27 protein-coding genes, 3 tRNA genes and 1 pseudogene are annotated in these 26,691 nt (G+C 70.7%); 21 read left to right on the top strand and 10 right to left on the bottom strand.

The annotated features are described in order from the left end of the window. Window positions 1-265: 265 nt before the first annotated feature. The 3 genes from ACFYWQ_RS05655 to ACFYWQ_RS05665 form a co-directional block, all read right to left on the bottom strand. Window positions 266-937, bottom strand: coding sequence for a LuxR C-terminal-related transcriptional regulator (locus tag ACFYWQ_RS05655; RefSeq protein WP_389513150.1), 672 nt, complete (start codon window positions 935-937; stop codon window positions 266-268). Window positions 938-1,117: 180 nt separating this feature from the next. Further along, window positions 1,118-2,506: a sensor histidine kinase gene (locus ACFYWQ_RS05660; RefSeq protein WP_389513152.1), complete on the bottom strand. Its 1,389-nt coding sequence runs from the start codon at window positions 2,504-2,506 to the stop codon at window positions 1,118-1,120. Window positions 2,507-2,621: 115 nt separating this feature from the next. Further along, complete coding sequence (locus ACFYWQ_RS05665) at window positions 2,622-3,815, bottom strand: sensor histidine kinase (protein ID WP_389513154.1); 1,194 nt, start codon at window positions 3,813-3,815, stop codon at window positions 2,622-2,624. Between the two features lie 402 nt (window positions 3,816-4,217). Here ACFYWQ_RS05665 and ACFYWQ_RS05670 point away from each other — a divergent pair, with 402 nt between their 5' ends. From ACFYWQ_RS05670 to ACFYWQ_RS05730, 13 genes are all read left to right on the top strand, one after another. Further along, entirely contained in the window at window positions 4,218-4,637 is a 420-nt protein-coding gene (locus ACFYWQ_RS05670) for an NADH-quinone oxidoreductase subunit A (RefSeq protein ID WP_389513156.1), read from the top strand. Then, window positions 4,628-5,248, top strand: coding sequence for an NADH-quinone oxidoreductase subunit B (locus tag ACFYWQ_RS05675; protein ID WP_389513157.1), 621 nt, complete (start codon window positions 4,628-4,630; stop codon window positions 5,246-5,248). Before ACFYWQ_RS05670 ends, ACFYWQ_RS05675 begins: the two co-directional genes overlap by 10 nt. After that, complete coding sequence (locus ACFYWQ_RS05680; RefSeq protein WP_389513159.1) at window positions 5,245-6,681, top strand: NADH-quinone oxidoreductase subunit C; 1,437 nt, start codon at window positions 5,245-5,247, stop codon at window positions 6,679-6,681. The genes ACFYWQ_RS05675 and ACFYWQ_RS05680 overlap by 4 nt, the downstream gene beginning before the upstream one ends. Next, on the top strand, window positions 6,678-7,646 hold the full coding sequence (locus tag ACFYWQ_RS05685; RefSeq protein ID WP_389513161.1) for an NADH-quinone oxidoreductase subunit H: 969 nt from the start codon (window positions 6,678-6,680) through the stop codon (window positions 7,644-7,646). Before ACFYWQ_RS05680 ends, ACFYWQ_RS05685 begins: the two co-directional genes overlap by 4 nt. A gap of 2 nt (window positions 7,647-7,648) precedes the next feature. Further along, entirely contained in the window at window positions 7,649-8,242 is a 594-nt protein-coding gene (locus ACFYWQ_RS05690) for a NuoI/complex I 23 kDa subunit family protein (protein WP_389513163.1), read from the top strand. Further along, on the top strand, window positions 8,239-8,865 hold the full coding sequence (locus ACFYWQ_RS05695) for an NADH-quinone oxidoreductase subunit J (protein WP_389513165.1): 627 nt from the start codon (window positions 8,239-8,241) through the stop codon (window positions 8,863-8,865). The genes ACFYWQ_RS05690 and ACFYWQ_RS05695 overlap by 4 nt, the downstream gene beginning before the upstream one ends. Continuing rightward, window positions 8,865-9,278: an NADH-quinone oxidoreductase subunit NuoK gene (gene nuoK / locus ACFYWQ_RS05700; protein WP_389513167.1), complete on the top strand. Its 414-nt coding sequence runs from the start codon at window positions 8,865-8,867 to the stop codon at window positions 9,276-9,278. The genes ACFYWQ_RS05695 and nuoK overlap by 1 nt, the downstream gene beginning before the upstream one ends. Continuing rightward, the gene (locus ACFYWQ_RS05705; protein ID WP_389513169.1) at window positions 9,275-11,266 is read left to right on the top strand and encodes an NADH-quinone oxidoreductase subunit L; all 1,992 of its coding nucleotides are present in this window, start codon (window positions 9,275-9,277) and stop codon (window positions 11,264-11,266) included. The genes nuoK and ACFYWQ_RS05705 overlap by 4 nt, the downstream gene beginning before the upstream one ends. Window positions 11,267-11,272: 6 nt before the next feature. Next, the gene (locus tag ACFYWQ_RS05710; protein ID WP_389513170.1) at window positions 11,273-12,847 is read left to right on the top strand and encodes an NADH-quinone oxidoreductase subunit M; all 1,575 of its coding nucleotides are present in this window, start codon (window positions 11,273-11,275) and stop codon (window positions 12,845-12,847) included. Further along, window positions 12,844-14,367 (top strand): NADH-quinone oxidoreductase subunit N, encoded by a 1,524-nt coding sequence (locus ACFYWQ_RS05715; protein WP_389513171.1) that lies wholly within the window; start codon window positions 12,844-12,846, stop codon window positions 14,365-14,367. The genes ACFYWQ_RS05710 and ACFYWQ_RS05715 overlap by 4 nt, the downstream gene beginning before the upstream one ends. A 203-nt stretch (window positions 14,368-14,570) precedes the next feature. Then, window positions 14,571-15,434 (top strand): zinc metalloprotease HtpX, encoded by an 864-nt coding sequence (htpX, locus tag ACFYWQ_RS05720; protein WP_389513173.1) that lies wholly within the window; start codon window positions 14,571-14,573, stop codon window positions 15,432-15,434. Continuing rightward, the gene (locus ACFYWQ_RS05725) at window positions 15,431-15,823 is read left to right on the top strand and encodes a YccF domain-containing protein (RefSeq protein ID WP_389513175.1); all 393 of its coding nucleotides are present in this window, start codon (window positions 15,431-15,433) and stop codon (window positions 15,821-15,823) included. Before htpX ends, ACFYWQ_RS05725 begins: the two co-directional genes overlap by 4 nt. A 389-nt stretch (window positions 15,824-16,212) precedes the next feature. Beyond that, window positions 16,213-16,479, top strand: a complete 267-nt coding sequence (locus tag ACFYWQ_RS05730) for a GlsB/YeaQ/YmgE family stress response membrane protein (protein WP_389513177.1) — start codon at window positions 16,213-16,215, stop codon at window positions 16,477-16,479. Between the two features lie 100 nt (window positions 16,480-16,579). Here ACFYWQ_RS05730 and ACFYWQ_RS05735 read toward each other — a convergent pair whose 3' ends face one another. Continuing rightward, complete coding sequence (locus ACFYWQ_RS05735) at window positions 16,580-17,068, bottom strand: YajQ family cyclic di-GMP-binding protein (RefSeq protein WP_389513179.1); 489 nt, start codon at window positions 17,066-17,068, stop codon at window positions 16,580-16,582. A 224-nt stretch (window positions 17,069-17,292) separates the two neighbouring features. Between ACFYWQ_RS05735 and ACFYWQ_RS05740 the strand changes: the two genes are divergently transcribed. Then, window positions 17,293-17,374, top strand: a tRNA-Tyr gene (locus ACFYWQ_RS05740). Window positions 17,375-17,562: 188 nt separating this feature from the next. On the opposite strand, the gene ACFYWQ_RS05745 is transcribed toward ACFYWQ_RS05740, so the two are convergent. From ACFYWQ_RS05745 to ACFYWQ_RS05755, 3 genes and pseudogenes are all read right to left on the bottom strand, one after another. Continuing rightward, the gene (locus ACFYWQ_RS05745) at window positions 17,563-17,781 is read right to left on the bottom strand and encodes a hypothetical protein (RefSeq protein WP_389513181.1); all 219 of its coding nucleotides are present in this window, start codon (window positions 17,779-17,781) and stop codon (window positions 17,563-17,565) included. A gap of 55 nt (window positions 17,782-17,836) precedes the next feature. Further along, window positions 17,837-18,145 carry a hypothetical protein gene (locus ACFYWQ_RS05750; protein ID WP_389513183.1) on the bottom strand — a complete coding sequence of 103 codons (309 nt, stop codon included), beginning with the start codon at window positions 18,143-18,145 and terminating at the stop codon, window positions 17,837-17,839. 566 nt (window positions 18,146-18,711) lie between these two features. Beyond that, a pseudogene (locus tag ACFYWQ_RS05755) lies at window positions 18,712-18,945 on the bottom strand (DUF6284 family protein); the annotation flags it as partial. A 469-nt stretch (window positions 18,946-19,414) separates the two neighbouring features. Here ACFYWQ_RS05755 and ACFYWQ_RS05760 point away from each other — a divergent pair. Next, on the top strand, window positions 19,415-21,265 hold the full coding sequence (locus ACFYWQ_RS05760) for a DUF262 domain-containing protein (RefSeq protein WP_389513185.1): 1,851 nt from the start codon (window positions 19,415-19,417) through the stop codon (window positions 21,263-21,265). A gap of 622 nt (window positions 21,266-21,887) precedes the next feature. Here the strand turns inward: ACFYWQ_RS05760 and ACFYWQ_RS05765 are convergent. Beyond that, window positions 21,888-22,175, bottom strand: a complete 288-nt coding sequence (locus ACFYWQ_RS05765; RefSeq protein WP_389513187.1) for a hypothetical protein — start codon at window positions 22,173-22,175, stop codon at window positions 21,888-21,890. 216 nt (window positions 22,176-22,391) lie between these two features. Here ACFYWQ_RS05765 and ACFYWQ_RS05770 point away from each other — a divergent pair, with 216 nt between their 5' ends. Continuing rightward, window positions 22,392-22,604 carry a hypothetical protein gene (locus ACFYWQ_RS05770; RefSeq protein ID WP_389513189.1) on the top strand — a complete coding sequence of 71 codons (213 nt, stop codon included), beginning with the start codon at window positions 22,392-22,394 and terminating at the stop codon, window positions 22,602-22,604. A gap of 124 nt (window positions 22,605-22,728) precedes the next feature. On the opposite strand, the gene ACFYWQ_RS05775 is transcribed toward ACFYWQ_RS05770, so the two are convergent. Together ACFYWQ_RS05775 and ACFYWQ_RS05780 are read right to left on the bottom strand one after the other, a co-directional pair. After that, the gene (locus ACFYWQ_RS05775; protein WP_389513190.1) at window positions 22,729-23,385 is read right to left on the bottom strand and encodes an SDR family oxidoreductase; all 657 of its coding nucleotides are present in this window, start codon (window positions 23,383-23,385) and stop codon (window positions 22,729-22,731) included. Between the two features lie 77 nt (window positions 23,386-23,462). Next, a complete protein-coding gene (locus ACFYWQ_RS05780; protein WP_389513192.1) occupies window positions 23,463-24,791 on the bottom strand; it encodes an amidohydrolase family protein in 1,329 nt (442 codons plus the stop codon). A 379-nt stretch (window positions 24,792-25,170) separates the two neighbouring features. Here ACFYWQ_RS05780 and ACFYWQ_RS05785 point away from each other — a divergent pair. The 5 genes from ACFYWQ_RS05785 (at window position 25,171) to ACFYWQ_RS05805 (ending at window position 26,636) form a co-directional block, all read left to right on the top strand. Then, window positions 25,171-25,243, top strand: a tRNA-Thr gene (locus tag ACFYWQ_RS05785). A 46-nt stretch (window positions 25,244-25,289) separates the two neighbouring features. Then, window positions 25,290-25,362: transfer RNA gene (locus ACFYWQ_RS05790), tRNA-Met, on the top strand. An 88-nt stretch (window positions 25,363-25,450) separates the two neighbouring features. Further along, a complete protein-coding gene (gene rpmG / locus ACFYWQ_RS05795; RefSeq protein ID WP_003948671.1) occupies window positions 25,451-25,615 on the top strand; it encodes a 50S ribosomal protein L33 in 165 nt (54 codons plus the stop codon). A 138-nt stretch (window positions 25,616-25,753) separates the two neighbouring features. Then, window positions 25,754-26,206, top strand: coding sequence for a MaoC family dehydratase N-terminal domain-containing protein (locus ACFYWQ_RS05800; protein ID WP_389513194.1), 453 nt, complete (start codon window positions 25,754-25,756; stop codon window positions 26,204-26,206). A 1-nt stretch (window position 26,207) separates the two neighbouring features. Beyond that, window positions 26,208-26,636: a MaoC family dehydratase gene (locus tag ACFYWQ_RS05805; RefSeq protein ID WP_389513196.1), complete on the top strand. Its 429-nt coding sequence runs from the start codon at window positions 26,208-26,210 to the stop codon at window positions 26,634-26,636. Window positions 26,637-26,691 lie beyond the last annotated feature (55 nt).

Below are 26,691 nucleotides of genomic sequence, written 5' to 3' on the forward strand. Positions count from 1 at the left end.
GCCTTCCCCAGGCCTCCCCGGATCAACCCTACGTCGGTAAGGGTCGCCTTCCCTCGGCCATTCGTATGACGGTCACTGCCCTGAGACGGCCCGGCGCCCTGACATGTCATGATTTCGTGCCCCACCCGCGCTGTGCCGGAAGACGCTCCGGCCCACGCGCCGGTTCTGCCGCGACGACCGTCCGGTTCGCGGCACGGTCATGAAGCCCGCCGGCGCCCGATCGGAGCCCCGGCGCCGGCCCTGACGGGGGCACAGTGCCATCCCGTCACGAATTCAGGTAGGTGAGGACCGCGAGAACGCGTCGGTGATCCCCGTCACTGGGCGACAGCCCCAGTTTGAGGAAGATGTTGCTCACGTGCTTCTCCACCGCTCCGTCGCTCACCACCAGCTGTCTGGCGATCGCCGAGTTCGTCCGCCCCTCGGCCATCAGTCCCAGCACCTCACGCTCCCGCGGGGTCAGTCCCGCCAGCACGTCCTGCTTGCGACTGCGCCCGAGCAACTGGGCGACCACCTCCGGGTCCAGTGCCGTACCGCCCTCGGCGACCCGCACCACCGCGTCCACGAACTCCCGCACCTCGGCCACCCGGTCCTTGAGCAGATAGCCCACGCCGCGGCTGGAACCGGCCAGCAGTTCGGTGGCGTACCTCTCCTCCACGTACTGCGACAGCACCAGCACCCCGAGCCCCGGATGCGACCTGCGCAGCTGCACGGCGGCCCGCACCCCCTCGTCGGTGTGGGTCGGCGGCATCCGCACGTCGGCGACCACGACGTCGGGCAGCTCGCCCGCCGCGTCCATCTCGGTGATGGTCTTCACCAGCGCCCCGGCGTCCCCGACCCCCGCCACGACGTCATGCCCCCGGTCGGTCAGCAGCCGCGTCAGCCCCTCCCGCAACAGCACCGAGTCCTCCGCGATGACCACCCGCACCCTGTTGTCCACGATCTCCGGCCCCCCAGCGCTTCCGCGTCCGTCGTCGGCCCTCAGTATCGCGCGATCCGCTCCTCGCCACCGAGCCTGTGGACAGATCCCCCGGAGCCTGTGGACAGACCCCACACGCCTGTGGACGGACGTGCGGACGGATGTGCGGACGTGCAGACGTGCGGGCGGAGGGAGGTCGTCTCAGCGACGTCCGGTCCTCGGCCCGCCCGCCGGCTCGGCCGACCGCCAGGGAAGCTCCGCCGTCACCCGGGTCGGCCCGCCGGCCGGGGAGTCCACCAGCAGGATCCCGTCCACCGCGTCCAGCCGCCCGGCCAGGCCCGCCAGACCCGAGCCGGCGGTGGCGTCCGCGCCGCCCTCACCGTCGTCGACGACCTGTACCAGCATCCGGTCCTCCACCCGCCACACGTCGACGGAGGCCGACCGCGCCCGGCTGTGCTTGCTGACGTTCTGGAGCAGCTCGGAGACGGTGAAGTAGGCGATGCCCTCGATGGCCGCCGCCGGACGCTCCTCGAGGTCGACCTCCACCGTCACCGGCACCGTGCACCGGGAGGCCACCGCCGACAGCGCCGCGTCCAGGCCGCGGTCGGTCAGGACGGCCGGGTGGATGCCCCGCGCCAGGTCCCGCAGCTCCCGCAGCGCCGTCTTCACCTCACCGTGCGCCTCGTCCACCATCCGCGCCGCCGACCGCGGATCCTCCCGCAGCTTCTCCTTCGCCAGCCCCAGGTCCATCGCCAGCGCCACCAGCCGCGCCTGCGCCCCGTCGTGCAGGTCCCGCTCGATGCGCCGCAGGTCGGCCGCCGCCGTGTCGACCACCACCCCCCGGTCGGACTCCAGCTCCACCACCCGCGACGCCAGCCGCGACGGCCCGAGCAGCCCGTGCACCAGCACCCGGTCCACCGTCGTCAACGCCCGCACGATCCATGGCGCAGCCAGCGTGAACAACAGCCCGACCAGCGCGGTCACCGTGATCTCGAACGGGTTGTCGAGGTAGATCCGGTGCTGCTCGTCCCCGTACAGCTGGAGCCCGCCCTGCCCGCCGTACATCGGGAACACCCAGAACCACAGCGGATAGGTCAGCATCGCCCAGCCGTACGTCCAGAAGGTGACCGCTACGGAGAAGGAGAACACCGCCCACGGCAGGTGCAGCACCGCGTACAGCACGTGCCGCCAGGACGCGCCGCTCCGGAGCACCGCGCCCATCCAGGCCAGGGCGCCGCTCCCGCGCTGCCGCAGCGGCTCGGGCGGCGCCACCTCCAGACCCAGCAGGGCCCGCGCCCGCGCCCGCTCCACCGAACCGAGGCCCCGGCAGCCGGCCAGCCCCGCCGCCAGTACCGGAATCCCGAGGAACGTCACCAGCAGACCCGCCCCCAGCGACAGCATCGTCACCACGAACGTGAACAGCACGATGCTGATCGGCAGGCTCAGCAGCAGATAGGCGAACTCGCGCCAGGCCCGCGCCTCGACCGGCGCCCGCAGCGCGAGCGGCAGCCGGTGCCGCCGCGCGCCGCCGGGTCCGTACCCGTCCGGGTACCGCGTGGAGTCCCCGTACTCGCTGTACTGCGTGGCCATCGGCGTGGTCCGTTCTACTCGTCGCGTCCGCGGGTGCCGTCCCCCGTCTCCACCCTCCTCGGACACCGGCCCGCGGACCATGGAGGCCATCGGCGTCCTGGACGGGGGGTTATCCCTACCTCGCGGATCCGCCCGGGTCGGTCCGGTCCCGCCACGGCAGCTCGGCGGTCACCGTCGTCGGGCCGCCGGGCGGCGAGTCCACGACGAACATGCCGTCCACGGCGCCCAGCCGCTCCGCCAGCCCCCGTATCCCGGTGCCGCCGTCGAGCCGTGCGCCGCCCCGGCCGTCGTCCACGACCTGGATCAGCAGCCGGTTCTCCACTCGCCACACGTCGACGGAGGCCGACCGCGCCCCGCTGTGCTTGCTGACGTTCTGCAACAGCTCGGAGACCGTGAAGTAGGCGATGCCCTCGATGGCCTGCGCCGGTCTTGTCGGCAGGTCGGCCGTCACCGTGACCGGCACCGTGCAGCGGGAGGCGACCGACGACAGCGCCGCGTCCAGGCCGCGGTCGGTCAGGACGGCCGGGTGGATGCCCCGGGCGAGATCCCGCAGCTCCTGGAGCGCCAGCTTCACCTCGCCGTGCGCCTCCTCGACCATCGCCGCGGCCGCGTCCGGGTCCTCCAGCAGCTTCTCCTTCGCCAGTCCCAGCCCCATCGCCAGGTTGACGAGCCTGGCCTGCGCCCCGTCGTGCAGGTCCCGCTCGATGCGCCGCAGGTCGGCGGCGGCCGTGTCCACCACGACCCCCCGGTCGGACTCCAGTTCGGCGATCCGCCGCTCCAGTTCGTCGGACGGGGACAGCAGCGCCCGCACCATCGCCCGGTCCGCGTTGGCCAGCCCGCGCGCCAGGAACGGCAGCACCGGCCACAGCACGAACAGCGAGACGAGAACGGTCGTGAAGGTGAGGATCCCCCACGGCAGCCGGACGAAGTCGTACAGCACCGTCCGCCAGGCCACCGGGTCCTTCAGCGCCAGCCACATCCCCTGGAGGAAGTTGCCCGCCCGGCGCAACGGCAGCGGACTCGGCTCGTCGATCCGCACCCCGAGCAGCCGCCGCGCCCGCCCCCGCTCGAACCGGCCGATCAGCCGCGCCCCCAGCAGCCCCAGCGCCAGCAGCGGCAGCCCGGTCACCGTCAGCGTCAACGCGGCGCCCGTGAACAGCACCGTCATCACGTACGTGAAGCCGAAGAGCGACATCGGCAGGTTCGCCAGGAGGTGCACGATCTCCTTCCACGTGTGCGCGTCGTAGGCGAGACGGGCCGGCGGCGGACGGTCGTCGCCCCGCGCCGCAGCCCGCCCGGCGACGATCACGGCGGTCGGACGCCCCGCTCCACCGGCTCCACCGGCTCCGGGTACACCAGGGGCGCCAGCGGCACTGGCGGTTCCGGTTGCTCCGGGGGTTCCCGTGGTTCCCGTGGTTCCGGGAGAGGCCGGGTGTGCGGTGGCCGTGGCCATGGCCGCGGCCGGGTGTCCGGTGGCTGCGGCCGTGGGCGGGTGCCCGGTGCCGGGCGCGGGCTGGGATACGGTCATGTGGGCTAGCGTGCCGCGTGCCGCGCGGCCGCGCCATGGAGTCCGCCGCCCCCTTCGCCTGGGGAAAACCCCACCCCCGTTGCCCCAGACGTGACGGCCTGCTTACCGTGCCTTTATCAGGCCCTAGACTCCCGTGCGTACAGATCGTCGGACAGGCCGAGGCCGGGGAGTGAGGGACGGACGGTGCCGCAGACGTCGCACGAAACGGTGAAGGGTCCGACGGTCGTCGTCGCGTCGGACTACTTCCACTCCTACGCGGTCGTCGGACTTCTCGTCGCCGTGGGCGTGCTGTTCGTCGCGGTCGCGTTCGGCGCGGGCCGCCTGCTGCGCCCGGTGGTCCCCACCCCCGAGAAGCTCCTGACCTACGAGTGCGGCGTCGACCCCGTCGGCGAGGGCTGGGCCCACACCCAGGTCCGCTACTACGTCTACGCCTTCCTCTACGTGATCTTCGCGGTCGACTCGATCTTCCTCTTCCCCTGGGCGACGGTGTTCGCGGCCCCCGGCTACGGCGCCACCACCCTCGTGGAGATGTTCCTCTTCCTCGGCTTCCTGGCCGTGGGCCTGCTCTACGCATACAAGAAGGGCGTCCTGGCATGGACGTGACCCCCTCGGAACCCGTATCGCTCCCGGAGCCGAAGCGGCTGGGCACTCTCGCCCGCCTCGCCCCCGAGCCGATGAAGGTCGTCCTGAACTGGGGCCGCCGCTACTCCCTCTGGGTCTTCAACTTCGGCCTCGCCTGCTGCGCGATCGAGTTCATCGCCGCGTCGATGGCCCGCCACGACTTCATCCGCCTGGGCGTCATCCCCTTCGCGCCCGGCCCCCGCCAGGCCGACCTCATGGTCGTCTCGGGCACGGTCACCGACAAGATGGCCCCCGCCGTCAAGCGCCTCTACGAGCAGATGCCCGAGCCGAAGTACGTCATCTCCTTCGGCGCGTGCAGCAACTGCGGAGGCCCCTACTGGGACTCGTACTCCGTGACCAAGGGCGTCGACCAGATCATCCCGGTGGACGTCTACGTCCCCGGCTGCCCGCCCCGCCCCGAGGCGCTGCTCCAGGGCATCCTCAAGCTCCAGGAGAAGATCGCGCGCGAGTCCCTCGGCGAACGGTACGCCGCCGGCCCGGCCCGCCCGTCGGCCGCGGCGCTGCAGAGCGGGCTGGTGCGGCCACCGGCCGACGCGTCGGGCCCGACGGCTCCGGGGGAGGCGGACCGATGACCGCGGCCGGCTGGCTGCCCACCCCCATCGAGGACCTTTTCGGCCCGGACGCCACGGCCGAGGAGGCCTACGACGTCCTGACCGTGGACGTCCCAGCGGGCACCTGGACCACGGCCCTGGAGACCGCCCGTGACCGCCTCGACTGCACCTACTTCGACTGGCTGAGCGCGGTCGACGAACCGGGCACCGGCTTCCGCGTCGCCGCGCACGTCGTCGCCCTGTCCCCGGTCCGCCGGCTGCTGGTGCGCACGACGGTCCCGCACGACTCCCCGGTCCTGGCCTCCGCCGTCGGCGTCTACGCGGGCGCCGCCTGGCACGAGCGCGAGACGCACGAGATGTTCGGGGTCGTCTTCCAGGACCACCCCGCCCTGGACCACCTCCTCCTGCCGGACGGCTTCGAGGGCCACCCCCTGCGCAAGGACTTCGTCCTCGCCGCCCGCGTCGCCAAGGCCTGGCCCGGCGCCAAGGAACCCGGCGAGTCCGAACACGGCGGTCCCAAGCGCCGCCAGATGCTGCCCCCGGGCGTCCCCGACCCGAACGAGTGGGGCCCCCTCAAGGGCCAGCTCCCGCCCGCACCGGCCCGCCCGGCACGGGGCGCGGCGGGCCGCGCGGCCGGCGAACGACCGGCGCGCGCGGCGGCCGGCGACCGGCCGGCACGGGCCGCGGGCGACCGGCCCGCACGGGCCGCCGGGGAGCGCCCGGCACGCCGTACCCGGTCCGCGTCCGAAGGGTCGGTCAGCCAGGCGGCGGCCGCCCCCTCGACCACACCGTCGGCCACGACCGCCCCGGCTTCGGCAGATGCCCCGGCCCCCGCGGACACTCCGGCTTCCGCGAACCCTCCGGCTTCCGCGGACACTCCGATGCCCGGGAACGCCCCGGCTTCCGCGGACACCTCAGCCTCCGCGACGGGCGCGACGGGCGCGACGGGCGCGACGGGCGCGACGGGCGCGACGGGCGCGACGGGCGCGACGGGCGGGACGGGCGGGACGGGCCGGACGGCGCCGACAGCTCCGACGGACCGCTCTGCCCCGCCTGCCCCGTCCGCCCCCCGGAGCACGAGCGGACCGCGCCGGTCCCGCAGCGCGAGCGGGGGTTCGGCCAGCCAGCGGACGCCCGCTCCCGCCGAGGCCACCCCGGACCGGTCGCCGTCGCCGTCCCCCCGCAGCTCCGACGCCCCGTGGCACCACGCCCGCCCGGCTTTCGACGAACCGGACCCGCGGGGTACCGCGGTACAGCGACGGGCCCCGGACGAGCAACCGTCCGGCGAGCACGCCACCCCAGCCGCCGAGTCCCGAGACGCCGAGTCCCGAGACGCCGAGTCCCGCGGCACCGAGTCCCGAGACGACGGGGCTCCCACCAGCGAGCCCCCCGCCGACGAGGCCCAACCCCCCGCCGACGAGACCCCCGAGAACCGCCCAGGAGGCCCGCAGTGAACGACGCTCTCGACGTCGCCCTGCGACTCCTCGTCGTCTTCGTCGTCTTCCTCACCTTCCCCCTGATCGTCGGCCAGACCGAGCACAAGGTGATGGCCCACATGCAGGGCCGTCTCGGCCCCATGTACGCCGGCGGCTTCCACGGCTGGGCCCAGCTCGTCGCGGACGGCGTGAAGTTCGCGCAGAAGGAGGACGTCGTCCCGGCCGGCGCGGACCGACGCATCTTCCAGCTCGCCCCCGCCGTCGCTCTCCTCCCGTACCTCCTCGTTCTCCTCGCCATCCCGATCGGCCCGGGCGAGGGCGCGGTCGGCGAGGTGGTCGACGCGGGTGTCTTCTTCGTCCTCGCCGTGATGGGCGTGGGCGTCCTCGGTTCGCTCATGGCCGGCTGGGCCAGCGCCAACAAGTTCTCCCTCCTCGGCGGTCTGCGCACCGCCGCCCAGCTCCTCGCCTACGAACTCCCGATGCTCCTCACCGCCGCCTCGGTGGCGATGGCGGCCGGGACGGTGTCGATCCCCGGGATCGTCGACGCCTTCGAGTGGTGGTGGCTGCCCTGGCAGATCGTCGGCGCGATCGTCTTCTTCGTCGCGGGCCTCGCCGAGCTCCAGCGCCCGCCGTTCGACATGCCCGTCGCCGACTCGGAGATCATCTTCGGGGCGTACACCGAGTACACCGGTCTCCGCTTCGCCCTCTTCCTCCTCGCCGAGTACGCCGGGATCGTCGTCCTGTGCGGCCTGACCACCGTCCTCTTCCTGGGCGGCTGGCACGGCCCCTGGGGCGCCGACGGCCTCGGCTGGGTCTGGACCCTGCTGAAGACGGCGCTGCTGGCCTTCGTCGTCATCTGGCTCCGGGTCACCTACCCCCGGCTGCGCGAGGACCAGCTCCAGAAGCTGTCCTGGACCCTCCTCGTCCCCCTCTCCCTCGCCCAGATCGCCCTCACCGGCATCGTCAAGGTGGTGATCCAGTGACCATGGCCGAGCCGTCCCCGCCCACCCGGTCCCGCATCCCCGGCAGCGGCCTCGCCAAGGGCCTGGCCGTCACCCTCCGCACGATGACGAGGAAGACCGTCACCGAGCAGTACCCGGAAACCCAGCCCGACCTCCCGCCCCGCACCCGCGGGGTGATCGGTCTGTTCGAGGAGAACTGCACGGTCTGCATGCTCTGCGCCCGTGAGTGCCCCGACTGGTGCATCTACATCGACTCCCACAAGGAGACGGTGCCGGCCGCCACCCCCGGCGGCCGTGAACGCAGCCGGAACGTCCTCGACCGCTTCGCCATCGACTTCTCCCTGTGCATGTACTGCGGTATCTGCATCGAGGTCTGTCCTTTCGACGCCCTGTTCTGGTCCCCGGAGTTCGAGTACGCCGAGACCGACATCCGCGAGCTCACCCACGAACGCGACAAGCTCCGCGAGTGGATGTGGACCGTCCCGGCACCGCCCGCCCTCGACCCCGGCGCGGAGGAACCGAAGGAGATCGCCGCCGCCCGCAAGACGGCCGAGAAGCTGGCCGCGACCCAGGCCCAGGAACAGGCCGAGCCGCAGCAGAGAGAGGGGGACGCGTGAGCCTCGCAGCCGAAGCCCACGGCTTCCTCTCCCCGACCGGTGTCGAGATCGCCTTCCTCCTCGTCGGCCTGGCCACCTTCGGCGCCGCCCTCGTCACCGTCACCACCCGGCAACTCGTGCACGCCGCCCTGTGGCTGGTGGTCAGCCTCGGCGGCCTCGCCGTCGAGTACCTGCTGCTCACCGCCGAGTTCATCGCCTGGGTGCAGGTCCTCATCTACGTCGGTTCCGTCGTCGTCCTCCTTCTGTTCGGTCTGATGCTCACCCGGGCCCCCATCGGCCGCTCACCGGACGCCGACTCCGGCAACCGCTGGGCCGCCCTCACCGTGGCCGTCGCCGCCGCGGCCGCCCTGGTGTGGGTCGTCGTCGACGCCTTCCGCACCACCTGGATCGACCTCGACGGCCCGGCCGCCGGCTCGACGGAGGTCACCGGCGCGAGCCTCTTCCAGCACTGGGTCCTCCCCTTCGAGGCCCTCTCCGTCCTCCTCCTCGCCGCACTGGTCGGCGCGATCGTCCTGTCCCGCAAGGCGAAGGCGGAGTCGGCCCCGCCCCCTGTGAACGCACGGGATGTCACCAGAAGTTCCCGGACCGTCACAGAGAGTTCCGAGCAGGAAGGCGCCCGCTGATGCACCTCGCCTACCCCGCCGTCCTCTCCGCCCTCCTCTTCTGCGCCGGCCTGTACGGCGTCCTGGCTCGGCGGAACGCGATCCTGGTCCTGATGTCGGTCGAGCTGATGCTCAACGCCGTCAACCTCAACCTGGTCGCCTTCGACGTGTGGCTCAGCCGCACCGCCGAAGAGACCCTGCACTCCGGCCAGGCCCTGACCCTGTTCACCATCGCCATCGCCGCCGCCGAGATCGGCATCGGTCTGGCGATCGTCCTCGCCGTCCACCGCAACCGCGGCACCGCGGACATCGACAAGCTCCGCGACACCGCCGAGGGCCCCCACACCGACGACCCCGACGGCCACGGCACCGACAGCGGCGCCCGGACGGCCGAACCGACCGAGCGGACCGAGAAGGCTGAGGCCACCGCGTGACCACGACCACCCTCGCCGCCCTCGTCCCCCTCCTCCCGTTCCTCGGCGCGGCTGCCGGTCTGCTCCTGGGCCGCACGGCCCCCGGCTTCGTCCGCCCACTCGCCGTCCTGCCGACCCTCACCTCTCTCGTCCTGGCCGCCCTGGTCGCCGTACGGCAGGGCGGTGGCGCGGCCGTCGACGCGGCCACCGAACTCACGCCCACCGGCTCGGTGCCGATCGAGCTCTCCCTGCACATCGACGGCTTCGCCGCCCTCGTCGCCGTCCTGGTCGGCCTCGTCGCCTCCTGCGTGCAGATCTACTCGACCGGCTACCTCCGCGAGGACCCCCGCTACCCCTCGTACGCCGCGCTCGTCTCCCTGTTCACCTCCGCGATGTTCCTGGTCGTCTACTCCGGCGACCTGATCGTGCTGCTGGTCGGCTGGGAGGTCATGGGCATCTGCTCCTACTTCCTGGTCGGCCACTACTGGGAGACCCCCGAGGCCCGCGCCGCCTCCATCAAGGCCTTCCTGGTCACCAAGCTCGGCGACGTCCCCTTCCTCATCGGCCTGTTCGCCCTCGCCACCCAGGCCGGCTCCTTCGAGATCACGAAGGTGCTCGGCGCCGTCGCGCACGGCGGACTCGACCACCCCACCCTGATCGCCCTGCTGCTCCTGGCGGGCGTGGCGGGCAAGTCGGCGCAGTTCCCCCTCCACACCTGGCTCCCGGACGCGATGGCGGGCCCGACACCCGTCTCGGCGCTGATCCACGCCGCGACGATGGTCGCCGCCGGCGTCTACTTCGTCGCCCGTCTCCTCCCGGTGTTCGAGGCCTCCCAGGCCGCGATGGCCGTCCTCGCCGTCATGGCCGCCGTCACCATGGCCGGCTCGGGTCTCGCCGCGCTCGCCCAGGACGACATCAAGCGCGTCCTCGCCTACTCGACGATCGGTCAGCTCGGCTACATGACCGGCGCCCTCGCCGTCGGCGACCGCGGTGCCGCCGTCTTCCACCTCCTGTCGCACGGAGCCTTCAAGGCGCTGCTGTTCCTCGCGGCCGGCGTGATCATCCACGCCGCCGGCACCAACTCGCTGGCCGCCATGTCCCGCATGAGCCACCTGCGCGACCGCGTCCCCGACGCCTTCTGGACCATGACCGTGGCGCTCCTCGCGCTCGCCGCGATCCCGCCGTTCTCCGGCTTCTTCTCCAAGGAGTCCGTCCTCGGCGCCGCCGAGCACGTCACCACCGGACACACCGAGCACGCCCCCGCCGTCGCCGGCTGGGTCGTCCTCGTCTCCGGCCTGTTCACCGCCCTCCTCACCGCCGCCTACGCGACCCGCCTGTGGCTGCTGGCCTTCCGCGGCCGGGGCCCCGAGGCCCCCGACCACGGCCGGCAGCCCCTGCCGATGACCGTCGTGCTGTGGGTGCTCGCCGTCCCCTCCCTGGCGCTCGGCGGGCTCGCCTACCGCACGCTCCCCGACTGGTTCGACGGCGGCGCCCTCGCCCCGACCCTCACCACCTCCGTCCTCGGCACCGGCCTCGCCCTGGCCGGCGCCCTCGTCCTCTACGGCGCCTGGCGGCACACCACCGCCACCGCCCGCGTCCCCCTGGGCGCGGTCGCCGCCCACCCCGAGGCCGACGCCGGACAGGTCGAGGCAGAGGCCATCGCCACCCACGCGCCCGCCTACGGAGACATCGCCTCCGCCCCCGACCCCGCCGACCCCGGACGGCTCCTGCTCGGCCCGCTCCACCGCCACGCGGCCGCCGGCTTCCACCTGGACGCCGTCTACCGGGCCCTGTTCGTCCGCCCGGTGCAGGCCGGAGCGAGCCTCGTCCGGTTCCTCGACCGCGAGGTCGTCGACACCTACGTACGCGGCGCGGGCACCCTGCCCCGCTGGCTCGGCACCGCCGTACGGCGCGCCCAGACCGGCAACGTCCAGACCTATGTGAGCGCGCTGCTCGCCGGCACCGTCGTCCTGGCGGTCGCCGCCCTCCTCGTCGCCACGGGAGCGTGAGCAGGCGTGATCGATATCAACGAGTCCGTGATGCAGTTCCTTCTGGCGTTCATCGTCGTCGGCCCGCTCCTCGGGGCCGCCACCGCTCTCCTCCCGGCCCCGCCCGGCCTGAAGGGGACGTCACCCGAGCAGGCCGTGCTGCGGCACGGCGTGACCGTGACCGGCGCGATCCTCGCCGCCGCGATCGTCCTCGCGCTCGGCTTCGACCACGACCAGCCGTCGAAGATGCAGGCCACGACCGACATCAGCTGGATCCCCGCACTCGACGTGCGCATCCACCTCGGCATCGACGGCATCTCCCTCCCCCTTCTGGTCCTGACCGCGCTCCTGACCTTCCTCTGCGCGCTCTACTCCTACTTCAACCCGCCCGCGGGCCCCAGCCCGAAGGCCTTCGTCGCGCTCCTGCTCGTCCTCGAGTGCGGCACCCTCGCCACCTTCGCCGTCCTCGACCTGCTGCTGTTCTTCCTCGCCTTCGAGACGGTCCTGATCCCGATGTACTTCCTCATCGCCCGCTGGGGCGGCGAGGGCCGGACCCAGGCGGCCTGGAAGTTCATCCTGTACACCCTGCTCGGATCCGTGGTCATGCTCCTCGGCCTGCTCCTGATCGGACTCGAGGCGGGCACGTTCGACATGGTGGCACTCGCCACTGACAACGGCCGGTCGCTGACCGCATCCGCGCAGGTCATCGCCGTGCTGGCGATCGGGATCGGGCTCGCGGTCAAGACCCCGATGTGGCCGCTGCACAGCTGGCTGCCCGACGCCCACACCGCCGCCCCGACGGTCGGCTCGGTCCTGCTGGCCGGTGTCCTGCTGAAGATGGGCACGTACGGGTTCGTGCGCATCCTCCTCCCGGTGGCGCCCGACGGCTTCCACACCTTCGCGCCCTACCTCGCCGCCTTCGGCGTCGTCGGCATCATCTACGGATCCCTGGCCTGCCTGGCCCTCGCCAAGCAGGGGGCGAAGGGCGACCTCAAGCGCCTCATCGCCTACTCCTCCGTCGGCCACATGGGCTTCGTCCTGCTCGGCATCGCCTCCACGACCCCGACCGGCGTGAACGGCGCCCTGTTCGCCAACATCGCCCACGGCCTCATCACCGGCCTCCTCTTCTTCCTGGTCGGCGGCCTGAAGGACCGCACCGGCACGACCGACCTCGACACCCTCGCCGAGGCCACCGGCGCCGTCCTCTACGGCAGGGCACCCCGCCTCGGCGGCCTCCTCGCCTTCGCCGCGGTCGCCTCGCTCGGCCTCCCCGGCCTGGCCGGATTCTGGGGCGAGATGCTGGCCCTGTTCGGCGCCTTCGACCCCGCCGACGACCTCAGCCGCCCCGCCTTCCTCACCTTCACCGCCATCGCGGCGTTCGGCACGCTGCTGACGGCCGCCTACCTGCTCGTCGTGGTCCGCCGCGTCTGCATGGGCGCCCTCCCGCAGGACGCCCCGCGGCTCACCGACGTCCGCAGTTACGAGTTCGCGGCCTGGACACCGCTCGTCGTCCTGACCGTCGTCGCCGGCCTCTGGCCCAAGGCCCTGCTCGGCCTGACCGACCCGGCCGTGCAGCAGCTCCTCGCAGGAGGCACCCGATGAGCTCCCTGGCCCAGCCCTTGGCCGCGTCGGTGGTCCAGTCCGTCGACTGGCTCGCGATCGCCCCGCCCACCCTCGCGGCGCTCGTCGGCCTCGTCGTCCTCGTCGCCGACCTGTTCGTGTCCGACCGCAGGAAGCCGCTCCTCGGCTGGCTGTCCGTCGCCGGGCTCGCCGCGTCCACGGCCCTCCTGCTGCCCCTCCTGGACGGCGACCGCTCCACCTTCTGCCTCACCGGAGCCCCGCGCGCGTGCAGCTACACGGCCGACCGCTTCACCCTGGTCATCCAGTTCCTGGTCCTCGCGGGAGCACTCCTGGCCGCCCTCCTGTCCGTCACGGCCCTGAAGGACGCCCGCAAGCGGCTCCCCGAAGGGGAGTTCTGGTTCCTGCTGCTGTCCTCCGCCGCCGGCGCCGCCCTCCTGCCCGCCTCCCGCGACCTCGCCACCCTCGTCGTCGCCCTGGAGGTCGCCTCCCTGCCCGCCTTCGCCCTCGTCGGCATCCGGCACGGCGACCGCAGGTCCTCCGAGGCGGCCCTGAAGTTCTTCCTGTCCTCCGTCACCGCCACCGCCGTCAGCCTCCTGGGCATCAGCTTCGTCTACGCCACGACCGGCACCCTCCACCTCACCCTGGTCGCCGACCGCATCCAGGCCGTGGACGGCCAACTGCACACCCTCGCCCAGACCGGCGTCGTCCTCACCCTCGTCGGCTTCGCCTTCAAGACGGCCGCCGTCCCCTTCCACTTCTGGGTCCCCGACACCTACATCGGCGCCCCCCTCCCCGTCGCCGCCTACCTGTCGGTCGTCGGCAAGGCCGTCGGCTTCTCCGGCCTCATCCTGGTCACGGTCGTCGCCTTCCCCTCGTACGCCGACGTGTGGGGCCCCGCCCTCGCCGCGCTGGCCGCCCTCACCATGACCGTCGGCAACGCCGGCGCCCTGCGCCAGCGCGCCACGCGCGCGTACAGCGCCGTCCGCCTGCTCGCCTGGTCATCCGTCGGCCAGGCCGGCTACCTCCTCGTCCCGATCGCCGCCGCCGCGTACTCCGACGACCGCGACCACGCGATCGGCTCCACCGTCGCCTACGCCCTCATGTACGCCGCCGTGAACCTCGGCGCCTTCGCGGTGGCGGCCCTCGTCGGCCGTACGAACCCCACGAACCGCCTCACCGACTACCGGGGCCTCTACGCGAAGAACCCCCTGGCCGCCCTCCTCATGGCCTTCTTCCTGCTCTGCCTGGCCGGACTGCCGCCGGGCATCATCGGCCTCTTCGCCAAGGTCACCGTCTTCTCCGCCGCCGTCGACGCGGGACTGGGCTGGCTCGCCGTCGTCATGGCCGTCAACGTGGTGATCGCCCTGTACTACTACCTCCAGTGGACGGCACTGCTGTTCCGCGCCCCCGAGGGCGAACCCGTCCGGCACCGCGTCCCCGCCCCCCTCACCGCCGCGCTCACCCTCACCGCGGTCCTCGCCGTCGCCCTCTCCGGAGCTCCCCAGCTGATCCTGCGCTTCGCCGACACCGCCCTGTTCTGAGCCGTCGCCCCCCACCGCGGTCCCTCACCCGGACGGCCCACGCATGCCCACGGGCGGACAAGGGAACCAGTGGACCTCGCCTGGCGTTGACCAAAACGGGAGGTTCCACTGGACGTGACACCACGACACCCGTGGCTCCGCAGACCAAAGGGCAAGATCAGCAAGCAAAGGGTTCCCCTGCCGCACGACTTGGAGGGCGTACCGTGCACCGCCGGCACAACGGGCTCAGGACCGCAGTTCTCCTCGGGGGACTGTCCGCACTCATCATCGTCATCGGCAGCTTCTTCGGCCGCACCGGGCTCGTCGTCGCGGTCCTGGTCGCGCTCGGCACCAACGCCTACGCGTACTGGAACAGCGACAAGCTGGCCCTGCGCGCGATGCGCGCCCGCCCGGTGAGCGAGTTCGAGGCCCCGGCCCTCTACCGCATGGTCCGCGAGCTCTCCACCCAGGCCCGCCAGCCCATGCCCCGCCTGTACATCTCCCCGACCGAGGCCCCCAACGCCTTCGCCACCGGCCGCAACCCGCGCAACGCCGCGGTGTGCTGCACCGAAGGCATCCTCCGCCTCCTCGACGAGCGTGAGCTGCGCGGTGTCATCGGCCACGAGCTGAGCCACGTCTACAACCGGGACATCCTCATCTCCTCGGTCGCCGGCGCCCTCGCCTCCGTGATCATGTTCCTGGTCAACTTCGCCTGGCTGATCCCGATCGGCCGCTCCAACGACGACGACGGCCCCGGCATCCTCGGCATGCTCCTGATCATGATCCTGGGCCCGCTCGCCGCCTCCGTCATCCAACTCGCCATCAGCCGCTCCCGCGAGTACGAGGCCGACTCCTCCGGCGCCCAGCTCACCGGTGACCCCCTGGCCCTCGCCAGCGCCCTGCGCAAGCTCGAGACCGGCACCAAACAGCTCCCGCTGCCCCCTGAGCCCCGCATCGAGACCGCGAGCCACATGATGATCGCGAACCCGTTCCGACCGGGCCAGGGACTGTCCAAGGTGTTCTCGACGCACCCGCCGATGGCCGAGCGCATCGCCCGTCTCGAGAAAATGGCAGGTCGCCACCAGTGAAGACCATCCTGAACGTCATTTGGCTCGTCCTCAGCGGCTTCTGGCTGTTCCTCGGATACATGCTGGCGGGCCTGCTGCTCTGCGTCACGATCATCGGCATTCCGTTCGGCCTCGCGGCCTTCCGGATCGGCGTCTACGCCCTGTGGCCCTTCGGCTACACGACGGTCGAACGCCGGGACGCGGGCGCCCCGTCCTGCGTCGGCAACGTCCTCTGGCTGGTTCTCGCCGGCTGGTGGCTGGCCCTGGCGCACATCACCACCGGCATCGCCCTCTGCCTCACGATCATCGGCATCCCGTTCGGCATCGCCAACTTCAAGCTGATCCCGGTCTCACTGCTTCCGCTGGGCCGCGAAATCGTGCCCTCGGACCGGCCGTTCACCTCACGCTGACGAACCCACCCCACCCGCACGGGTGGCTCGCTCGTCCACAACCGGCCGGTCGTCCACAGCCCCGGCCCGGTCGTCAGTGGTGGCCCGCATCATGAACGCATGACCGAGGACGAGCAGTTGCCGGGCCACGGGCCCCACAGGGGGCCGTCAGGCTCGTCAGGGGGCTCGTCAGGGCGGCGCCACCACCCGCGCCTCCCCGGAGCCGGGCGATCCGGACTGTGTCATGGGCCGCACCACCCATGACGAGGGGAACCGGAGCGCGCCGTCCCGGCGTCGTCCCCCACAACACCGCACGAACACGCACATGACGCACGAACGCACAGCCGGACCGGAGCAACATCACAGTGCCGGGACAGTGCGGGCACAGCACGAGAGGGCAGGTTCAGGGCATGAGCATCATCAGCTGGATCATTCTGGGGCTGCTGGCCGGAGTCATCGCCAAGGTTCTGCTGCCGGGCCGCGACCCGGGCGGCTTCATCGGCACGACCCTCATCGGCATCGCGGGCGCGTTCATCGGCGGCTGGATATCGGCCCGCTGGCTCGACCACCCCATCACCAAGGACTTCTACGACGGCGCCACCTGGGCGGCGGCGATCGGCGGTTCCCTCGTGCTCCTGATCGCCTACCGCATCCTGTTCGGCAACTCGCGCGACTGAGCCCGTCCCCAGGCGTGACCGGCCGGCGAGAAGGGCGGGCGCCGGCCGGGAGCCCGCCCCTCCTCGTCCCCGGTGGCGCGGGGCCACCGGCACCGGATGCCTACCGGTAGTTCACGAACTGCAGTGCGAAGTCGAAGTCCTTGCCCTTGAGCAGGGCGATGACGGCCTGCAGGTCGTCGCGGCTCTTGGAGCTGACGCGCAGCTCATCGCCCTGGACCTGCGCCTTGACGCCCTTGGGGCCCTCATCGCGGATGATCTTGGCGACCTTCTTGGCGTTCTCCTGGGAGATGCCTTCCTCGATCGACGCGAAGATCTTGTACTCCTTGCCGGAGAGCTGCGGCTCGCCCGCGTCCAGCGCCTTCAGCGAGATCCCGCGCTTGATCAGCTTCGACTGGAAGACGTCGAGGACAGCCTTCACCCGGTCCTCGGAGTTCGCCTCCAGCAGGATCTTGTCGCCGGACCACGCGATCGAGGCACCGACGCCCTTGAAGTCGTAGCGCTGCGAGATCTCCTTGGCGGCCTGGTTGAGGGCGTTGTCGACCTCCTGCCGCTCGACCTTCGAGACGATGTCGAAACTGGAGTCGGCCATGTCCTGTGGCTCCTTGTATCGGGGTGGCTGTCGGGTGCGTGTCGGCGTTCGTGAGCTGCCGCCGAGCCCGGCGTCAGACGCGGGCCGCATCCGGACAAGCCTAGCCACCCGGCCCTCTCCCGGCGCCGCGGAATCCAGGTGGCGGAGCACCCCCCTCCATCAGGTATCGTTTACGTCGTTGCCAGGGAGCACCGCCGAAAAGCGGTTCGAACGGCAGCAAACCCGGCGGTGTGCCCGAGCGGCCAAAGGGAGCAGACTGTAAATCTGCCGGCTCAGCCTTCCCAGGTTCGAATCCTGGCGCCGCCACGCTGAGGGAAACCCCCTCTGATCAGGTTACTTACCTGGTCAGAGGGGGTTTCTTGTTGGCCCACTCTGTTCGATCCGTTGTGGACGGGGCGTGGACGTGTCTCACCTCGTACCGCCCGTATTCCAGCGTTGATCAGTGCGTGTCCCCAGGCGTCCCCCGGCGGTGAGCATGATCACTCCGGCTCGTTTCACTCCCGAAGGGCCGCGTCGATTCGGCTGTTCGCGTGCTCCCGCGTCCGGTCGAGCACCTTGGCGTACACCTTGTGCAGTACCGCGACGCTGTATCCGGCACGCCGGGCGCACTCCATCGCGTCCACCCAGGAACTGAGCCAGAACGAGACGCCGGCGTGCCGGAGGTCGTAGGGGCGGCGGGCCAGGAGCGAAGCCGTTTCCGCCTCGCTGAGCACGTCTTTCCGGGCCTTCGCCCACACCTCCCCATAGCCGGTCTCTTGCAGCAGGCCGTCAACTCCGTCCGGCCCGCACGACTCCTTGCCGCAAGGTGAGCATCCCCCACCCTGTCTCTGGGAGGTGGCACTGACTTACGCGCAGTCCGGCGGCCTCAGCGGGACGCATGGCCGCGTAGTACAGGCACCCGAAGAACGCTTCCAGGTGCCGCCCACGCGGGCCCTGCTCGCGCACACCTGCCGGCAGTGCGCGGACTTGGCGGGGGTTGGCGACGCTCTCGGGGGCCACCGCTTCCACCGACTTGGGGGCGGTCCACTTCACGGCCGTGATCGGGTTGACCAGGATGGTGAAGTACTGCTCTTCCACGGCGCGCCCGAGAACGTCACTTAGGCATGCACGCTGCGCTTCGCAGTGCGCGGTGCTGCTTCCTTCCCGTCCAGTCGCAGGGATAGCGCGTCCAGGGCCAGACGCACAGTTGCGGGATCCTCCAGCGCGGAGACCGGCATGGAGTGCTTGGAGATCCAGTTGAGGGCGCGGGCCACGTCGTCCGGCGGGGTCTCGTTCCAGCGATTCCGGTTGTACGCCCACCCGTACAGCGCGCGCCGCATGAGCGCGGTGTCCGGCATCCCCGTCTTAGTCTTCACCAGCGAGGGGGTGATGGTTGCCAGCGCATCGGCGTAGTTCTTCCGCGACTTTGCCGGGGCCAGGGCCCACTTGCGGTCGATGTACGCGCGGCTGTGCTCGTACCAGGGAATGGAGCCTTGCTTGGCGCGCAGTTCGGAGACGGGCAGGCCCGTTTCCTCATCGAACTGGTCGCCGCGCCGAACGGCGGACATGAGTTCCGAGCGGCGTCCTTCGGCCTGGACCTTGAGCGTGTAGCTCTTGGAGTGCTTGCGCTCCCCGACCAGCCAGCGCAGGCGGTAGGGCTTCGGTCGGTTGACCAGGTCCCGCCGCGCGGTGAGCACCTTGTTGCGGGCCCGGCGGATGCGCCGGTTGTCCAGCTCGGTGGGGGTGCGGTCCAGCATGGTGATCTGTGCGTCCAACAGGTCGACCTCCGCCAGGATCAGCGGGGACTCCTGCTCGATCGCGTCCAGCTCAGCGGCCGTCGGCTCGATCCAGTCGGCGAACGCGGTAACAGCGTCCTGAACACTGACGATGTGTTCCATGGGTCGTGGTCTCCCTGGTAGGTGAAACGGCCCGAACAGCACCCCCGGAGTTGCCTCTCCGGGGGTGCGCGCCGTTGAAGTCGGATGTCCGGCTCCCCTCAGCGCCGCTCGTACGAGACGAGCAGCGGAGGCAACCGGCTGCCGCACGGATGCGGCGGGGGTCAGATGCGCGGGCCTGAGCCGCGCCGGACACCTTTTGCGGGAGGTGAGGGCCCGTACTACGCGATATGGATCTGTGCCTCAGTCCCGCTCCTCCGAGGAATCGCATCTCGGTCTCTTCGCGCGGCGTGGAAGCCCTTGGGCAGATCCGTTCTTTTGAGTCGGCACGTGTCCCTGACGGGAGATGACCGACTGGTCTCCACTCGCCTCAGTCGGTGCGTTCACGGCCGTCGTATCTGCGATGGATCCGTTTAGACTTCACACAGACACACGCGTGGGCCCTTCGGTTTGCGCTACTGTTCAAGTCGACGTGATTCGTGACGAGGTGTGGGGGTCGAGGATGGCCGAGGCTACTTCGAGCAGTGACCTGATTCCAATTGAGAGCCAGACAAAGACCATCCAAACCTGTTTCCAGCAGTGCCTGTATGAGGTTCCCAATTTTCAGCGGCCTTACAGCTGGTCTCAGGATCAACTCGGCGATTTTTGGGATGACGTGATCTTGGCGAAGGGTGATTTCTTCTTTGGATCCACGGTAACGTGGATCAGTAAGAAGAGGGATCTCTTTAGCGACACGTACTCAATCATCGATGGTCAGCAGCGGCTGACCACGAGCGCGATTCTCCTATCTGTTGTTCGCGACGCATTCAACGATGTGGCTGCCAAGTATATTGACGTCGATGATTTCGATGCGCATACGGCCACCAGTCAGGCGCTTACTACGCAGAAGTACCTGATGGTCAAAGATGATGACGGCAAGAGCCATCCGGTTTTGTATCGACCTGAGAAGATGTTTTATGAAGTGATCCAGAATCCGAATGCCATTCCATCCGGGGCAAAATGGAATGGGAGTGCTGAACGGATCGGAGAGGCTCGGTCATTCTTTGAGGCGAAGATTCTCGCTGCCATCAAGGGGTTGACGCCGGCTGGGCAGGTCGAGCGGCTCAAGTCAATTCGTTCAAACGCGTTGAAGGCACGCATAATCCAGGTTGAGTTGGCGTCTGAGGAAGACGGATTCCTGGTCTTCGAGACGTTGAATACGCGCGGGGCCGACTTGCGGCTGTCTGACCTCGTCAAGAACCTTCTGATCCGCGGCGGGGCCACTGACGCCGACGATCGCCAAGCGATTGCAGACCGCTGGGACCGACTCGTCGATCGCGTTCAAATAGGTCGCGTGAGCGCGGATGTCGTCGACAGATTCATTTGGCAGTCCTGGAACTCGCGACGTGAGGCGGTGAAGGAGCCTGAACTGTTCAAGGCGATTAGCCGCATCGTGGCCATCGGCCCGGCCGCACACCTTTCTTACCTGGAGGAACTGGAACGAGATTCGGAAACCTACGAGTGGCTAGAGGCTGAGCATGTACAGGTTCAACCGAAGGTTCGTGGTGTACGCAATGCTTTTGCAATACCGGAATTTGTTGACAGTGTTCGCGCACTTGCGATCTTCAATGTCTCTGTAGCGAACTCGACAGTCCTCGCCGTGGCGCGCAAGTTCCAAGAAACACGATTGATCAAGCAGGCGCAGGTTATCGAGGTGTTGAGACTCGTCGAGTCTTTCCATTTCCAATATACTGCATTGACGAATAGCGGTTCGACTGGTGGCACTCGAGGTCGATATAATCGCTTCGCTGTTCGCTTGGAGAGTGCTGCGTCTGTCAGTGACGTAGCATTGGCCATCGAGGACTTGAAAGATAAACTTCGTAAGAGTCTGCCCGATCGTGCGAGGGCGCTCCAGGCGTTCTGCTCTCTGTTCTATGCGCCCTCGCTTCAGCTGAATCAGGCGCACAAACTTCGATCTCGTAAGATTTTCATCGCTTACGTGCTGATGTCGTTCGCGAAACTGGAGGGTCTGCTGCCTGCGGGGCAGAACCTTACGACGTGGTCGATTGAGCACATCAAGCCTCAGTCAAAGGCCTCAACGAACTATCGCGATCCGATCTACGCGATAGGCAATCTGACGCTACTCACTGCTCACCTCAACAGTTCCCTTGGAGACGCTCCGTTGTCGTCCAAGGTTGAGGCGCTCAAGAAGGGAGGAGCGTATTTCGACTCGGAGCTTGCCGCGTGGGAAACGAGTGCCCCCGATTCTCCGTCTGATGCCCAGATAGAGGCGAGGTCGCAACTCCTGGCGGCCGAAGCGTTGGATCGAGTTTGGAAGCTATAGACGCAGGAGGCCCTCCAAGTCGGCATTATGGAGGTTAATCTCGGGATGTCGTGCCGCTGATCAACCGAGTCTGATGGTCGGCCAGGGCGCGGCGGGCGGGATCTGGGTCTGTGTTCCCCCAGGTGTCCCCACCAGTATCGGCTCCACCGGAACCTGCAGGTGGCGAGTGGTGGATCGGGCCCGCTGTAAATCTGCCGGCTCAGCCTTCCCAGGTTCGAATCCTGGCGCCGCCACGCTGAGGGAAACCCCCTCCGACCTGCACTTGCAGCAGGTCGGAGGGGTTTTCGCGTTTCCCGCACGCCGATCTATGTGCGCGGTGCCGTGTCGGTCCGGCTGCCGGCCCGTTCAATGGTGTCCACCCCTGCGCTCGGAGTCGTCCAGGGCGGCTCCCCGTACCTGACGTACCCTCAACTGTTCGATGGTGCCGTTCTTTGTCGTGCTCCGGCCCGCCGCGCTCCTCGACGAGCCGGCGATCCGGGCGATCGGCGGCGCTGCGGTGCTTGCTGTCCATCCGAGTGAATCCCGGGAGCGCGGATCTCGCCGGACAGGGCGTCCGCCGCGGTCCGCCGCCGGGCCGTGTCGCCCGCAGTCCCCTCCGCCGGTTCACCCTTCCCGGGCGGTCTCATCCCTCCCCGGAGGGCGTGTCGGGGGACTTCGCGGCGCGTTTCACGTCCTCCTCGACGTCCGTGCGCTGTTTGCCCTCGTTCCTGGCGTACTCGGTCACCGCGGCTTGGGCGTCACGGGCGAGGTCGCGCCAGGCGCGCCAGGCGGTTTCGTAGGTGTCGGTCTGGATCTCCGACCAGGGGGCGGCGGTGGGGGCGCCGTACGCGTCCCGCAGGTGCAGGACCCGCGTGTGGGCCTCGTCGGCCGCGCGCTGCTTCTCCACGAGTTCCTCGAAAGTGTGTGCCACATGTACGGATGCTAGGGAGAAGGGCGCACTTCCGCGCGGCGAGAGCGGCCGACGCGGCGGGTGGGGCAAGGGGGGCAAGTGGGGCGTCCGAGGCCGGCGGGCCGCGCAGGGCTGCGGTGAAACGGGAAGCGGGAAGCAGGCGCGGCCCTGGGGCGCGGATCGCGGCGGCCGCGGGGCGGAAGGGACGCGGGGGGTGCGCTCGGGCACACTGGCCCCATGTCCAGCCGCCGCAGAACCTGCCCCGAGTGCCGTCGCGAGATCGCCGTCGTCGCCGGGCGGTTCGCCCGGCACGATCCGCCCGGGGCGCGGGAGAGCGGGCGGCTCACCTCCTGCCCCGGCTCCCGCCGGACGGCGCAATTGGGTGCGGCGCAGCCGTCGTTGGACGGATACGTCGTGGCCGAGATACCCGGCCAGCTGCCGCTGTTCTGACCGCCTGACCGCCTGACCGCCTGACCGCCTGACCGCCTGACCGCCTGACCGGCGGAGCGGCGGAGCGGCGGGGCGTCCTACCTCAGCCGCGCCGCGCCGGGCTGCCGTCGCCGGACGGCGGGTCTCAGTTGCCCGCCACCGACTTCACCGCCACCGACACCGGCGTCGACCCGCCGATCAGCTCCAGGGTCAGGCCGGCCGTCGCCGGGGTGTCCAGCAGCTCCGCCAGGACGGCGGCCACGTCGTCGCGGGGGATCGCGCCGCGGCCCGTGTGCGCCTCCAGCCGGACGAGACCCGAACCCCGGTCGTCCGTCAGCGAACCCGGACGCACGATCGTCCAGTCGAGGCCGTCCAGGCCCCGGACGTACGCGTCCGCCTCGCCCTTGGCGCGCAGGTAGACGTCGAAGACCTCGGAGCCCTGGTGGCCGGCGTCCGCGCCGTACGACGACACCACCAGGAAGCGCCGTACGCCCGCCCGGACCGCCGCGTCCGCGAACAGGACCGCCGCGCCCTTGTCCACGGTCTCCTTGCGGGCCGTCCCGCTGCCCGGACCGGCTCCCGCCGCGAACACCGCCGCGTCCGCACCCCGCAGCCGCTCCGCGACCTCCTCGACCGACGCCGACTCCAGGTCCAGCACGACCGGTTCGGCGCCGACGGCCCGCAGGTCGTCGGCCTGCTCGGCCTTGCGGATGATGCCCGCGACGGCGTTCCCGCGCGCGGCGAGCAGGCGCTCGAGCCGCAGCGCGATCTGACCATGACCTCCAGCGATGACAATGCGCATGCCTCCGACCGTACGCCCGAACGGCCCCGTCCGCCGCCCAGGTCGAACGCGTGAACGGGCGCATCGATCCGCCGGGTTCAGGACACCTCGCCCCGCCCCTGCCGCGGCAGCCCCAGCTCCACGGCCGCCGCCGAGTCGCAGTACTCGCGGACCGCGCTCGTGCGCGACACCACCCGGCCCTGGTGGATCACGATCCGGCTGTACGCCAGCGACAGCGCGGCGGGCAGCCGGTCGCCCCGGACCGCGAGGAGGTCGGCGGGGAATCCCGCCTCGAGCCGGACCTCGGGGAGGCCCAGGGCCGCCCGGGCGGCCGCGCTGACGGTGTCGTAGGCGTCCTCGGGGCGCAGGCCGTGGCGGGAGGCGAGGAGGTAGGCGGCTTCCAGCGGGTCGCCGCGGCCGACCGGGTTGGACACGTCCCGCAGGGCGCCGCTGCCGGCCGCGACGCGGACGCCGGCGGCGCGCAGCAGCCGTACGGGCGCCGTGCCGCGGCGTTCCACGGAGCCGCAGCCGCCCTGGGGGAGACAGACCACCGTCACCCCGGCGGCGGCCAGTTGGTCGGCGGTGCGGGTGGCGGCCTCGGCGGGGAGGTGGGCCAGGGCGCTGCAAGGGCCGAGGGTGACGCCGGGGCGCAGCCCGCCGGCCATCGCGGCGAGGCGGGCCAGGCGGGCCGGGTCGGCCGCGTCGGTGTGCAGGTCGACGGGGCAGCCGTGCTCGGAGGCGACGGCCAGGACGGCCTCCACGTACCCGGTCGGATCGGGGTCGAGGTCCGGGCAGCCGCCGACCACGGAGGCGCCCATCTTCACCGCGTCCCGCAGCACCGCGAGCCCGTCCGCGCCGGCCAGCCCGGTCAGCACCCGGGGCATCGCCACCGTCGTCAGCTCCACCAGTCCGCGCAGGCCGCGCCGGGCCCGGAGTACGGCGGCCAGTGCGCCGAGCCCCTGGACGTCGCCCACCCGTACGTGGGCGCGGAGCGCGGTCGCGCCGTGGCCGAGTTGCAGCAGCGCGGCCTCCGTGGCGCGGCGCTGGACGTCCAGGGGGGCGTACGGGACGGGGCCGTCGGAGTCCGCGGACAGGGCGGTGTCGGCGTGGGCGTGGGGCTCGGCGGGGGCGGGCAGCAGGAGGTAGCCGCCGAGGTCCAGACGGGTTCCGGCGCCGCGGGACGGGCCGGGGGCCAGGCTGCCGGCCGTACCGACCGCCTCGATGCGTCCGCGGCTCAGCCGTACGTCCACGGTCCGGCCGTCCGTGAGGCGCGCGCCGCACAGCAGGAGGACGGCCGGGTCGGGCCGCCCGTCCGCGGGACCGTCCGACGCGCCGGGCGAGGACGTCGAGGGGGGTGACGGCGGGGCGGGCGGCGCGGGCGGGGGCGGGCACGGCGAGTGGGGCGGCTGCGGCTGGCTGTCGGGCATCGCGCTCCAGTGGCTCGGCGGTGTGGGGGAGGGGGAGAGCAAAGAGATCGGGGGTGCGGGGGAGGGGGCCGGTGGGCTTGTGGGGGGCGGGCCGGGCGGGGCTCGGCGGCGGGGAAGATCACGCAGAGTGAGTCGAGCCTAGGGCGGCCGTCCGGCGCTGTCGGGGAGGAGCGCAATAGTCGTACCGGTGTGGTTCTGGCGGGCCGGACGGGCGCAGGGGACCCGCGGGACCTGCGGGAAAGGGGCCGAGGGAGGTCCGGGGGACGGCCGGGGGAGGTCCGGGCGGAGGTGCGCGGGCGGGTCCCGCCGGGGTCCCCGGACGGGCCCGGCAAACGGATTTGGGCGAACGGCGGCGGACCGTGTAATGTCTTCATCGCTCGCCCCAATAGCTCAGTCGGCAGAGCGTCTCCATGGTAAGGAGAAGGTCTACGGTTCGATTCCGTATTGGGGCTCTGGTGTGAGAGGTTCCCGCCGCAAGGCGGGGCCCGATCGCATCGCAGCGGTGTAGCTCAGTCGGTAGAGCAAGCGGCTCATAATCGCTGTGTCACCGGTTCAAGTCCGGTCACCGCTACTGTCAGTAGCCGATTGCGGGGTCGGTCCTTCGATCGGCTACTCTTTCTTGCGTTAAATGTCCCATCCGTTCGTCAAGGAGCACTCACGTGGCTGCCACCGACGTCCGCCCGAAGATCACGCTGGCCTGCGTGGAGTGCAAGGAGCGGAACTACATCACCAAGAAGAACCGGCGTAACAACCCGGACCGTCTTGAGATGAAGAAGCACTGCCCGCGTTGCAACGCGCACACCGCGCACCGCGAAACGCGATAAAACAGGCTCGTACACGAGGCCGTCCCCGAGTGATCGGGGGCGGCCTCGCGTCGTTGAGCGACCCGTACCGGCCAGTAGAGCAACACCGGTCAGCAGAGGCGACACCGGTCAGCAGAGCAACCAGGAGGTGCCGAGCCCATGGCGCTCGACCAGTCCTTCGTGGGGCGGACCTACCCGCCCACCGACCCCTACGAGGTCGGCCGGGAGAAGATCCGTGAGTTCGCGGAGGCCGTGGGGGACACCAACCCGGTGTACACCGACCCGGAGGCCGCGAAGGCACTCGGGCACTCCGATGTGATCGCCCCGCCGACCTTCGTGTTCTCCATCACGTTCAAGGCCGCGGGACAGGTCGTCCAGGACCCGCAGCTCGGCCTCGACTACAGCCGGGTGGTGCACGGCGACCAGAAGTTCGCCTACCGGCGTCCGGTCCGCGCCGGTGACCGGCTCACGGTGACCTCGACCATCGAAGGCATCAAGTCGATGGCGGGCAACGACATCCTCGACATCCGCGGTGAGGTCCACGACGAGGCCGGCGAGCACGTCGTCACCGCCTGGACCAAGCTGGTGGCGCGCGCCGCCGAGGAGAGCTGACATGACGGCGAAGATCGCTTACGACGACGTCGAGGTCGGCACCGAGCTGCCGGCCCGGTCCTTTCCCGTGACCCGCGCCGCCCTCGTGCAGTACGCGGGTGCCTCCGGGGACTTCAACCCGATCCACTGGAACGAGCGGTTCGCCAAGGAGGTCGGCCTGCCGGACGTCATCGCCCACGGCATGTTCACCATGGCCGAGGCGATCCGTGTCGTCACCGACTGGACCGGCGACCCGGGCGCGGTCGTCGACTACGGCGTGCGCTTCACCAAGCCCGTCGTCGTGCCGGACGACGACCGGGGCGCCGTCATCGAGGTCGCCGGCAAGGTCGCGGCCAAGCTCGACGACCGCACCGTACGGGTCGACCTGACGGTGACCAGCGGCGGGCAGAAGGTGCTCGGGATGTCGCGGGCGGTCGTGCGGCTGGCCTGAGGCGGGCGAGCCACGGGCCCGGGGGCCCAGCAGTGGGTAAGGGGCGTTCTTCATT

The sequence above is a fragment of the Streptomyces sp. NPDC003247 genome (assembly GCF_042888135.1).
In the GTDB taxonomy this organism is placed as follows: Bacteria; Actinomycetota; Actinomycetes; order Streptomycetales; family Streptomycetaceae; genus Streptomyces.